7 protein-coding genes are annotated in these 12,153 nt (G+C 55.3%); 6 read left to right on the plus strand and 1 reads right to left on the minus strand.

The features are described from left to right. Positions 1–2: 2 nt before the first annotated feature. Complete coding sequence (locus GYN01_RS11040; RefSeq protein ID WP_203307052.1) at positions 3–2,156, plus strand: T6SS effector phospholipase Tle3 domain-containing protein; 2,154 nt, start codon at positions 3–5, stop codon at positions 2,154–2,156. After that, positions 2,156–3,745: a type VI lipase adapter Tla3 domain-containing protein gene (locus GYN01_RS11045; RefSeq protein ID WP_338053157.1), complete on the plus strand. Its 1,590-nt coding sequence runs from the start codon at positions 2,156–2,158 to the stop codon at positions 3,743–3,745. The genes GYN01_RS11040 and GYN01_RS11045 overlap by 1 nt, the downstream gene beginning before the upstream one ends. A gap of 175 nt (positions 3,746–3,920) precedes the next feature. On the opposite strand, the gene GYN01_RS11050 is transcribed toward GYN01_RS11045, so the two are convergent. Continuing rightward, entirely contained in the window at positions 3,921–4,835 is a 915-nt protein-coding gene (locus tag GYN01_RS11050; protein ID WP_048364829.1) for a LysR family transcriptional regulator, read from the minus strand. A gap of 267 nt (positions 4,836–5,102) precedes the next feature. Here GYN01_RS11050 and GYN01_RS11055 point away from each other — a divergent pair, with 267 nt between their 5' ends. The 4 genes from GYN01_RS11055 (at position 5,103) to GYN01_RS11070 (ending at position 11,994) form a co-directional block, all read left to right on the plus strand. After that, the gene (locus tag GYN01_RS11055; protein ID WP_048364830.1) at positions 5,103–6,122 is read left to right on the plus strand and encodes a zinc-dependent alcohol dehydrogenase family protein; all 1,020 of its coding nucleotides are present in this window, start codon (positions 5,103–5,105) and stop codon (positions 6,120–6,122) included. Positions 6,123–6,565: 443 nt separating this feature from the next. Beyond that, positions 6,566–8,005, plus strand: a complete 1,440-nt coding sequence (locus GYN01_RS11060; protein ID WP_203307053.1) for a hypothetical protein — start codon at positions 6,566–6,568, stop codon at positions 8,003–8,005. A 90-nt stretch (positions 8,006–8,095) separates the two neighbouring features. Then, the gene (locus GYN01_RS11065) at positions 8,096–9,745 is read left to right on the plus strand and encodes a VRR-NUC domain-containing protein (protein WP_203307054.1); all 1,650 of its coding nucleotides are present in this window, start codon (positions 8,096–8,098) and stop codon (positions 9,743–9,745) included. Then, entirely contained in the window at positions 9,742–11,994 is a 2,253-nt protein-coding gene (locus tag GYN01_RS11070) for a helicase C-terminal domain-containing protein (RefSeq protein WP_203307055.1), read from the plus strand. The genes GYN01_RS11065 and GYN01_RS11070 overlap by 4 nt, the downstream gene beginning before the upstream one ends. Positions 11,995–12,153 lie beyond the last annotated feature (159 nt).

Consider the following 12,153-nt stretch of genomic DNA (forward strand, 5'->3'; position numbering starts at 1 on the left):
CCATGGGCGAAGCCGCTCAGATGAGGATTATCGTTTCTGCCAAAGCCATCACCTTGCCCGGCGGCGGCGATGTGCATTTGATTGCACCGCCGCCCAAGCCCTGCGTGACCATCCTCGTGCATGGGGTTAACGACCTGGCGGGGTGTTATGCGCGCATCGAAAGCGGGTTATGCCAAGGGCTGAATGAACGCTTGGACATGCCAGAAACGTTACCGGGCGGGATAAATAATCCCGGCTATATGAGATCGGCGGGCTACAGTTTGCCTTCGGACGACTCCGGCAAAGCTACGAACCCGGATGCGATGTATTACCGGCGAAAATTTAACGCAGCTGACGATGCCAAACCGACGCGTAGTGTAGTGATTCCGTTTTATTGGGGTTTTCGCGAAGAAGAAGCCCACATCAATAAAACCGCCCCGCACGGGGAGTGGATGGACCGCAACAATAACCGCCTGGACAAGGCCGGAACCAAGGAGGGCGGGCAGTTTGCCAACGCCACTACTAACTTGCCGGACATGTGGGGCAAGGGTTTCAACGGCAAGCTGTTTGGTTTCATTTCTCTGGATAAACTTGGCGGCGATATGACCCACCCGCTGCACTCGGCCGCAGGGCGGCGTTACATGGTGCTAGCGGCGATGCGTCTGGCCATGGTGATCAAAATTATCCGTAAACGTTACCCGAACGACACCATCAACGTTGTGGGGCATAGCCAAGGCACGCTCCTGACCCTGCTGGCTCACGCCTACCTCAAAGATGACGGTGTGCGAGCAGCCGACTGCGTCGTGATGTTGAACTCACCGTATAGTTTGTTTGAACCGTTCACCGAAAAATTCCAAAACACGAAGGGCAGTCAGCAAACTTCGCAAGCCCGGATTGCCACACTCAACGGTATTTTGCAGTTCATTGCTCAAGCACCTAATTCATACCCGGCGCTATCAAATGTCGCCCTGAAAAACTGCCCGGGCTACGGTGCCATTGGTGGTTCAGGCTGGACCGGCGGTGCGGGGAGTCAAGCCAGTATCAAAGGGGTAAAAATCCCTTTCAATGAGCGGGATAACCGAGGCAGTACCTACCTCTATTTCACGCCTCAGGACCAGACTGTGGGTTTGGCTAACGTGAAGGGCATAGGCTGGCAAGGGATAGCAGACGAGGTATATGGCCAGCCCGTCCGCTCACTGCTACCCCTACGTTTTCACCAACGGGTGTTCACTCTGCGCAAGCGTGCAGGTGAGCCAGAACTGGTGGGTAAACATACGCCGCCTTACGTCTATCCCCTAAGACTAAAAGGAGAAGGAACATGGGACGACACCGGGCTGCCATTCAAACAAAAACTGTCATTAGTCCGTGCCGAACTTGAAGTGGGCGGGAAAGTGCTGCTTACCGCGCCGTTATTGCCTGTTGCGGCAGTAGCGGATTTCAAAGCAGATGGTGTGGTAACTGCGCCAGGCGGTGATTCGCCAAGTGGTATTTACCAATCGACGGACTCGCTGGACCCTATAGATGCAGCTATTGCCGTTAGCAACAAGGGCTGGATGCCGCAAGACACCCGACATGCCAGGCACGCACTCATGAGTGAAGCCGATGCCTTCAAGCAGGGGCGTGACAACGCAAGTATTGAAGCGGTCCTTAATGAAGGTAAAGAAAAGGCACACATGACTCACGTGTTTAGCGCTCGCGCCAAGGGTGACGGTCAAGTGCTAGTGACACGCTCTGAGACGCCTTATGAAGCAAGATTGCGTTTACAAAAGGAACACAACGAACCGTTGTCGTTTCACTCCGCGATTCCCAACAACCCGGAGCATAGCCGGCAAGTATTAGCGTATGACGTAGCGATTGGGGCAGGGGAGAGCGTGGATGATGTGCCGTTTTATGCGTATCTATGCCGCGTGGCTGATTGGCGGCAGGATTGGAAGGCAAAAGATAAAGGAGGGCGAAGTCAAGCTGATGCCGAGATTGAGATGCCAGATGAAAATGCATTGGTTTTTTACAGAATAGAAAATGACCAAAATCGATTTTTGATTGACTCTACGGTTGCATATCGCATGACCGGCGATTTCCCCACGACGGTGGGTAGCCATATTCCTTCTTTGGTTGTTTCTCAGACATCTGCCAGTCGCGAAGCATCAAAATCTTCTACTGTCGGGAGGAGCGTTTAGTGCAGCGAATATTGACTTATGGATTGGTCTCGGCCCTTTCACTTGCAAGCACTCAAAGCTATGCAAATGAAACGGCGCTTAGAATTAAGCACTGTTTCTCTACTTCAGACACCGCTGTGACTGTTCAAACTTTAGATAAAAAGGCCTTTAGCATGCCTATTGATTCCGCCTACAGAGCGCCAACAACATCCTCTCAACTCCAAACTTTAGATGTTCTTAGTATTGGAATGAGTATGGATGTCTTCAGGCAAGAACAATCTTGGACAGCATTGCAAGCTCAAAACACGACACACCCCGAGGCTTTACATGTTGGCAGCATCCTGCCGATGGATCCGAAAAAATACCCGATAACTGCTGATGATAAAGATGTGGCGTGGGAGAAACGCAAGGCTGATGCACTCGAGATGGGATTGAAAGACTTTTTAGAAAAGTGGCCGATCCCTACCATTACTGTCGTGGGTGATTGGAATCCTGAAACACCCAATTTACGTTTAACTTCCCATGAAATAAACGACATGTTAACGAGCATGGTGAACAGCTACCGAGTCGAAGCAGGTTTACATTGGCACCGGATCCGAAATTTAAAAAACGGCACTGTTTGTCATTCAACTCCCGAAGGGCTGGTGGAAGGTGTATTCCAACTATTTGAGAGTAATCCTGACCTCCCCGCGGTGCTTATCTACAGTGTTGAAGGCTTTAATATGGCCCTGGCCCTGACAACTAAAGATAATAGGCCAATCGGTGTTGGGACAGGCCCTAGACAGCCCGGCGAACTCACTGACGCCATGGTTGCCCTGATTGTAGGCCGCCCTGAGCGGGTCGAGTGGCTGCGTTACTACGCGCAATACGCCAAGGTCAACGATAACAAGATCGATCCAGAATTCCGCGGCTGGGGCTGGCGTAAACCACCGGTTGAGTTCCAACCCTCCGAATTCATCCCGCAACCCTGGACTCAGCGCGCTTTTGAGCAATGGGATGCCATGCAGGTTCTGGCCAAAATTCATCGCCCTGTGACGGTCTCACTCAAGCGACCCGATAACGGCGAGCGCCTGAAGCGCGAAGCACTCTCAGCGCAATTGGCTGCCGGATGGAATAAAGCCACAGACGCACTCGTCCCCAAACCTGCGCGGCTATTTTATGACGGCGGATTGAACAGCAGCCCCATTGCCGAGCTGTCCCCGGCATTGCACGCCGCCCACAGTTCTCTGGACCTGCTCGATTCACGCGAAAGCTACGACTTGACGCAGCGCCTGGGCGACACCGGTTCTGCGTCACCGTTTGTGGGCATCGCCCTGGCCACAATGGCCAGTTACCTGAATGCGGACACCAGCGTGGTCATGCCCATGCGCCGTCAGGATCAAGCGACGATTATTCCGATTACCTCCGCCACACCGGGCAAAAAACCTGTCGGCAACCCGTTTGGTATCAACCTCATGCCACAGACAGCCAGCAGCGATGAGACGCCTGAGATAAAACCCGAACCTGTGCGACAAGTGCCAGCCATCCGCCCGCTAGCAGACGAGGACTACACCCTCGAAGAGTTTTTAGCCGAGCAGAACAAGAGCCGAAACTGGATGGATGAGTTGTAAAACTGCGCGAGGCCATGGCTTAAAAGCAGTGGCCTCGCAGGGCCATGCCTGCGTTTTTGACTGAAGTATCAGGCTGCCCCTATGAACGTCTTCCGTTAGCCGAGCCCGCTCGACGTCAACGAACAGTCAATACCAAGGTACTTGACCCATGAACGTGTAAGGTTTGCGTTCGAGATTACAAACTATCCGGATCCCCAAAAAACATTTGAATACGGGAGCGTAGCCAACGTTCCCCTGGATCGTTGTCTTGAGCACCGCGCCAGGCCATATGCAGTTCAAACGCCGGGGTGTCGAGCGGGGGATCTTCCGCGCGCACACCGCCCGCGGCGGTCAGGGCCTCAGCGGTGTAGTCCGGCACGGTGGCGAGAATGTCGGTGCCCGCCAGCAATGTACTCAAACCATTGAACTGGGGAACCGCCAGTACCACATGCCGCTTGCGGCCGAGCTTCTCCAGTTCGGTGTCGATAAACCCGCTCAAATCGCCAGCGAATGAAACCAGCGCATGCGGGCGGGCACAAAAATCATCCAGCGACAGTGCGCCAGGGACCGTGTCGGCCCGCAACAATTTGGGTTTGCTGCGGCGCAACACTTTGCGCTTCGCATTGGCGGGCAGGTCGCTGGTGTAACTGACACCCACCGATATCTCGCCCGACGCCAATAGGGGTGGCATCAGGATGTAGTTCACCCGTCGCACCACCAGAACGATACCCGGTGCTTCGGCACGCAAGCGTTTGAGCAGCATGGGTAGCAGCGCAAACTCCACGTCGTCCGACAAGCCAATGCGAAAGACCGACGTGCTGGTGGCCGGGTCAAACTCCGAGGCACGGCTGACAGCCGTGGAAATTGAGTCCAGTGCCGGTGACAGCAGGGCGAAAATCTCAATCGCCCGTGCTGTTGGCTCCATGCTGCGGCCGGTGCGCACAAACAATGGGTCATCAAACAGACCGCGCAGGCGCGACAACGCTGCACTGATCGCCGGTTGCCCCAGAAACAATTTCTCTGCGGCACGGGTCACACTGCGTTCATGCATCAAGGTTTCAAAGACGATCAGCAGGTTCAGATCGACGCGACGCAAGTCGTTACGGTTCATCTAGCAGGCTTCACAGGCGGGTCTACAGACAATGAGGTAACGGATCTTACGGTGATAGATGTCGAATCGTCACTGCCTAGATTGGCTTTCTTATTGCCTGATCCGATTTTCTTGCTACTCAAAACGCCTTCGAGCGTGGGTTCATCCGCTTGAATCTGTCTGCGGATCAATGTCAGGCATGTCGACTATTAATGCTGTCTGGTAGTCTTGCGCCCAAAGCCCCGATAAAGTCCTGGGGTATTAGCGATTTATTTGGCGAGGTTTGCAATGTCGCGCACGATCCGTTTTCACAAATTTGGCTCGGCCGAGGTGCTCAAGTGCGAAGAGCACGAGGTCGCTGCGCCTGCGTCTGATGAAGTGCAGGTGCGCGTCCAAGCCATAGGCATCAGTTGGTATGACGTGCTCTGGCGTCAGAACCTGGCGCCGTCGCAAGCCCGCTTGCCCGCAGGTCTTGGCCATGAAATGGCAGGCGTTGTCACGGCCGTGGGCGAAGACGTGACCGATTTGCAGGTCGGTGACAAGGTGGCCAGCTTTCCCGGCCAGAGTGCCAATGAGTACCCCACGTACGGCGAGCAGATTGTCATGCCGCGCTCAGCACTCACGCGCTACCCGGATGTCTTGACGCCGGTCGAAGCCAGTGTGCATTACACGCCGTTACTGATCGCCTACTTCGCGTATGTCGAGCTGGCGCGGGTCAAACCGGGGCAAACGGTATTGATCACTGACGCCAGCCATTGCTCTGGCCCCTCGTTCGTGCAAGTGGGCAAAGCACTGGGGGTCAAGGTGATCGCGGCGACCAAATCGGCTGAGGAGCGTGACTATCTGTTGGGCCTGGGCGCCGACAAGGTGATCGTGACCGAAGAGCAGGACCTGCTGATGCAGATCAACAAGCTCACGGACAACCGGGGCGTGGACGTGGTATTTGACGGCCTGGGCGGCCCGCAAATGTCGGTATTGGGCGATGTGTTGGCACCGCGTGGCAGCTTGATCCTCTACGGTTTGCAAGGCGGCAACCAAACGCCGTTTCCGGCCTGTGCCGCGTTCCAGAAAAACATTCAATTCTACGTACACTGCATCGGCAACTTTACCGGCAAACCTGAACTGGGTATTGCGCAGGACGTCGAGGCCATGCAGCGCGCACTGCGCGATATCAATCAATTGACGGCAGATAAAATCTTGCGGCCGTTGGTGGTTCGGGTTTTCCCCTTTGAAGAGTTTGTTGAGGCCCACCGCTACATGGACGACTGCCCATGCCGCGGGCGCGTAGCCTTGGCGCTTGAAGCTTGAAGCTTGAAGCTTGAAGCTTGAAGCTAATATTCCTTCGGTTTAAAAAACGCTGCTGAGCACTTTGTTCAGCGGCGTTTTTTCTGAGCCACACTTCAACTGCTTATACAACACTGACCATGTTTGTTTAAGGTGCCAATAGCCTGCGTTTAATGAAGCTGGCGCACACCGTCAATATTCCATCGTTTTAACCCGACGCCTCCCGTCACGCGAGAAAAGTTAAATGCTCGACTTGGCTTTTCATCGCAACATAAATACTGATAGTTTGTGAGTGAGCACTCATTCAATTATGAATCTCGAAATGAATATCTTATTGAGTGCTTATTTGTAGGATTATTCTTATGTACATACAATGCGCACCTTTAGTCTTTTGGCGGAATCAGAACATTTGAAGCGCCACTGACGAGGCCATTGAATAATAATTCGATATGACGGAGGCTTAACCAATGAGCACTTTCCATGAACAAGCGATGAGCTTTGTTTATCAACAAGTCTTGCATCGACTGCTGGGTCTTTTTAATCGTCACGAGCGCGTTGCACTGCAACTGTTGATCCAGCGCTTATTGGTCGCGGCAGGCGGTATCGAACGTATTGGGCACTTTCGCGTGATGGTGGTGCATGAAGGCGGCAAGGAAAGCGCTTATACCTTGGCGTTTTTAAGGGCTGCACAGCTAAGCATCTCTGCGCGTGCGCCCGAGACGTTCATCCTGCGCCTGGTCGTGCTGCGTCAGGCGCGACTCACACCCTCGGTCATGGCCCGTTTTCAAAGCCAGTGCAACGAGTTATTTCTGTATGACGACGGTCGCGTTGAGTTGTTGCAAGTTGACGAAAGCGGAGCACAAATCCTTAACCGGCACACGCTGTTCAATGAGCGTCCCCCTGAGCTGAACCGGGTGCAAGTGCTGATGTCCGGGCATTTGAGCCAGGGCGAGGCGCGCGTAACGTTCTTGTATGCCGATCTGTTATCACGCGCCAAATTATTTCGAACGGCCTGCTCGTGGGGCAGCCCCGTAAGCGCGTTGATTGACAGACGCCCCCCGCAACATCTTGGCGAGTACGCACAATGGATGCTGCGCGTGGCCGAGCATTTGGGCTATGTAAGGCCAACCGGTTACGGCGATGCAATCGCTGAGGCGGTCCATGTGTGCACCACACTGGATGACGACTTCAAACACTTGCTGTGCCAACAACCTCCCGCGGGCGAGACAGATCAGTCAATGGCCAGGAGCGGCATGGCCATCATCAATGTATTTGACTGTTTGTCACATGAGACAGAAGTGCTGAGCTCGCCCGCACTGCTCTTTACCGAGGGGCCCTGGCCTGCTCAGACGTTTAATATTGAAGAGCCGCAAGTGGCGGTTATATTGGTGGCCGCCCACGTACAGGGGTTGCGCTGTCAGTACCAGGTCGACAATGACTATTGCAGCGGCGTGAGCCATTACCTACAGAGCGCCAGCGCACAGAACGCATTCAATGAACGGTATAAAGGGCAACTGACAAAAATTATTGGAACGACTTTTAATACCCCTAAACGAATTCAGAAGTTACGCCGACAGATGGAACAGTACCTTAATGACATTCACGGTCTGACAAACGAGCAACTTAACTGCCTGATTGAATCGCCTTTTGTTGAACAAGGGGCAGGGCTGGAAGCGTTTTTGCAACGTCATTACCCCGACAAGTTGCAGTGGGCCAGCGACCTCCACTATGCCTTGGGCGCACATGACCAGGCTTGCGCGCGTCACTCGGCATGGCTGCAAAGCATCAGTGGTTTACCCTTGAGCTCACTGCAAGTGCTCTACACAATGCCCAAGGTTGATTGTGTCGCGGGGCAATCGCTGATCGACCTCATGTGCACGCACGACCCGCACAAGGGCGTGCCTTGAACCACTGATCCAATAGGAGTTGCCAGGGCACCGGGCAAACTGCTATCTGTACGCCCATCCAGTACTTAACGCCAGTGGTCCGCTCTGCCTGTGATCTCCAATCCCTTAGAAGATACGTTTTACTACCTGAAGAATTTCCAGCATGTGCTCGCCTGGATCAAATCGCGGTATGACGATGTACTGAGCCTTGATGAGCAGGTTTTCATCGAGCATTTCCTCCTGCTGCCCAGCGGCTCACAGGCGCTGTGGGTCCGACTGGTGATGCGTAAAGGCCAGCATTTTCGGGCGAGCAAACTCTGTTATCCGGAAATCGGTGATATCGCACGGGCCGCGGCCCCCTTGCTCGAACTGGGCTGGATTGACGATCACGCGGCACTGAGCATCGCAGAGGTGTTCGATGTGCTGCAAAAAGCGGAAATACAGCACGCTTTCAGCGTTCATATCACGCACCCCAACGCTAAAAAAACCGATTTGCTGGCCGCATTGAGTCAGGCGTTGACCCACATTCAAAGCCTTTCGATGTGGTGCCCATCCCTCCAGGACACCTTGTACACGTTGACTAACCGCCCGTTGAGCGATCGCCTGCGCTTGATGTTTTTCGGCAATCTGAGCCAGGACTGGTCTGATTTGGTGCTGGCTGATCTGGGGCTCTTTACCTACGAAACGGTTGCGTTCAGCCCCGACTCGCGGGCATTGCGTTGCAGAGCGGACATTGAAGGGTATTTGCACCTGCATGCGTGTCGCGAGCAGCTCGAAGCCCCCGGTGACTTGGAACAGGTATTTGCGCAATTGCTGGAGTACCAGGCCCAAAGCCGCTGGTTGCAACGTCGCCGTTCACGCCTGCTGTTCCAACTGGGTCAACACCATGAACGGGCTTGCGACTACGCACGCGCATTGCAGATTTATCCCCACAGCCAACACCCACAAGCCCGAGGCCGTACGGTGCGTGTACTCGAGCAACTGGGTGAACATCAACAAGCCCTGGCCCTGGCACAGACCTGCGAACAAGCGCCTTGCTCCGATGCCGAGCTTCAGCAGTTGCAGCGCATGATTCCACGCCTGCGGCGCAAGTTGGGCATGAGCGCAAGGGTGCGCGCCAAATCTGCTGTTCCAGAGCGCCTTGACCTGCGTTTGGGGCGCGAAGATCCAGGTTCTGTTGAGTCCAAAGTGGCTGCACACTTGCATACCCTCGATGCGCCGGTGCATTACGTGGAAAACACATTAATCAACAGCCTGTTCGGTTTGCTGTGCTGGCCCGCTATTTTTGCGCCGTTGCCCGGTGCGTTTTTTCACCCGTACCAAAGTGGTCCCGCCGATTTGCTCGAAGAGGATTTCCACGAACGGCGTTGCGCGTTATTTGAAGCGGCGTTTGCCCAACTGCAAGACGGGCGCTATCAACACACCATTCGCGACACCTACGCGCGCAAATTTGGCGTGCAATCGCCGTTCGTGGCTTGGGGCAGCCTCAGCGAGGCCCTGCTCGAAGAGGCCCTGAGCTGCTTGCCACCTGAGCATTTGCAACTGTGGTTTCGCCGTTTACTGCTGGATATAAAGGCCAATCGGGCGGGCATGCCTGACCTGATTCAGTTTTGGCCCAGACAAAAGACCTACCGCATGATTGAGGTCAAAGGGCCGGGCGATCGCCTGCAAGACAACCAACTGCGTTGGTTGGCCTTTTGCGAGCAGCATCAAATGCCGGTGACGGTATGCTACGTGCAATGGCAAGAAGGTGATGCGTGACTTACCGCATCGCCGTGCGGGCCTTGTGTGAGTTCACTGCCAAGTGTGGGGATCTGGATTTACGCTTTACTCCTTCGCCCAGTGCACAACAAGGCATTGCAGGGCATCGCACCGTGGCTGCGCGACGCAGCGCAGATTATCAAGCCGAACTCAGCCTCGAAGGTCAGTACAACAACTTGAACGTACGGGGCAGGGCAGACGGTTATGACCCGGCCGGCAATGTTCTGGAAGAGGTCAAGACCTATCGCGGTGACTTCAACGCCATCCCTGCCAACCATCGACACCTGCACTGGGCACAAGCACGGGTTTATGGCTGGCTTGTGTGCCAACACCTGGAACTGCCCGAGGTCAACCTGGCGCTGGTGTATTTCGACATCGTCAGCGAGCAGGAAACCCGCCTTCAAGAAACCTGGAGCGCTGCGCGACTGCAACAATTCTTTAACCTGCAATGCCAGTTATTCCTCGCCTGGGCCGAGCAGGAAGTCGCCCACCGAGCCGCCCGTGATGACGCCGCCCGCGCACTGAAGTTTCCCCATACACAGTTTCGTACCGGGCAGCGAGCGTTGGCTGAAGCCGTCTATAAAAGCGCCAGTACGAGCCGCTGCCTGATGGCGCAGGCCCCCACCGGGATTGGAAAAACCCTGGGCACGCTGTTCCCGTTGCTCAAAGCCATGCCCGCCCAGGCACTGGACAAACTGCTGTTTCTGACGGCCAAAACCCCGGGGCGTCAGTTGGCACTCGATGCTGCGCGGGTACTGTATCCAACAGGTTCGGCCCAAACGTTGCGGGTACTGGAGCTGGTGGCGCGGGACAAGGCGTGTGAGTACCCACAAAACGCCTGCAATGGCGATGCCTGCCCTTTGGCCAAGGGGTTTTATGATCGGTTGCCAGCCGCACGGCAGGCCGCGGTGCAGCAGGGGTGTCTGGATCAGGCCACCCTGCGGGATGTGGCTTTGGCGCATCAGGTGTGCCCGTATTACCTGAGCCAGGAAATGGCCCGCTGGGCAGATGTTGTCATTGCCGATTACAACTATTACTTCGACTTCAGCGCGCTGTTGTACGGCCTGGCGCAAGCCAACCAATGGCGCGTTGCAACCCTGATCGATGAAGCCCACAACCTGGTCGACCGTGCTCGGCAGATGTACAGCGCCCATCTGGACCAACAGCGCCTCAACGCTGTCAGGCACAATGCCCCCGCAGCACTCGATAAATCCTTCAAACGCCTGAACCGCGAATGGAATGCACTGCACAAAGAGCAAGTGGCGCCTTATCAGGCGCATTCACAACTGCCTGCCAAATGGTTGAACGCGTTGTCGGCCTGTATCAGTGCTATCGGTGATTACCTCAATGATCACCCACAAGGCATGACGGGCGAGTTGCAAGCGTTCTACTTTGAAGCCTTGCAGTTCAATCGAGTGGCGGAGCTGTTTGATCCGCACTTCATTTACGACGTCAGCCTGCGCGAGGTCGGCAAGCGGCGCACCTCGCAACTCAACCTGCGCAATGTCGTGCCCGCCGCCTTTATTGGCCCGCGTCTGGCCAGTGCACACAGCAACGTACTGTTTTCTGCCACCCTCAGCCCGCGCCAGTACTACGCGCAACTGCTGGGTCTGGCTGGCGACACGGTGTGGGTCGACGTCGAATCGCCCTTTGAGGCCCGGCAACTGTCCGTTAAGGTCATCAGCCAGATCTCTACGCGTTTTGCGCATCGCCAAGCCTCCGTAGCGCCGATTGTTGAGCTGTTTGCAACCCAGTTCCAACAGCAACACGGCAATTACCTGGCGTTTTTCAGCAGCTTTGATTACCTGCAACGCGTGGCGGGGCAACTGGCCGCCAGCCATCCGCAGATCCCGCAATGGCAGCAGTCAAGGCGCATGGATGAGGCGGCGCGCCAAGGGTTCCTCGATCAGTTCACTGACACGAGTCGAGGCATCGGGTTTGCCGTGTTGGGCGGTGCATTCGGCGAAGGCATTGACTTGCCCGGAGCGCGGCTGATTGGCGCTTTTGTCGCCACCTTGGGGCTGGCGCAATTCAACCCGGTCAATGAGCAGATCAAGCAGCGCATGGCCGGGCTGTTTGGCGCAGGTTATGACTACACCTACTTGTATCCTGGGCTGCAAAAAGTCGTACAAGCTGCCGGTCGAGTCATCCGCACCCAAAGTGACCAAGGCTCATTGTTCCTGATTGATGATCGCTTTGCCGAGCCAAAGGTGCAGCAGCTACTGCCCAAGTGGTGGCATGTGCAATGAACTTTCCACTGATCGGAAACCCCCGAAAACAGTCTCATGGGCAATGTCATCGTAATATCACCGACTGATAGACTGCGCGCCGCTGAAAACCTGCCGCGTACCGCAGGTTGGCCCCCTCGCAGTTGAGTACCTCGTTTGAAGCGTGCGTTTTTGCTTTAT

The sequence above is a fragment of the Pseudomonas weihenstephanensis genome, assembly GCF_016812185.1.
Lineage (GTDB): Bacteria > Pseudomonadota > Gammaproteobacteria > Pseudomonadales > Pseudomonadaceae > Aquipseudomonas > Aquipseudomonas weihenstephanensis.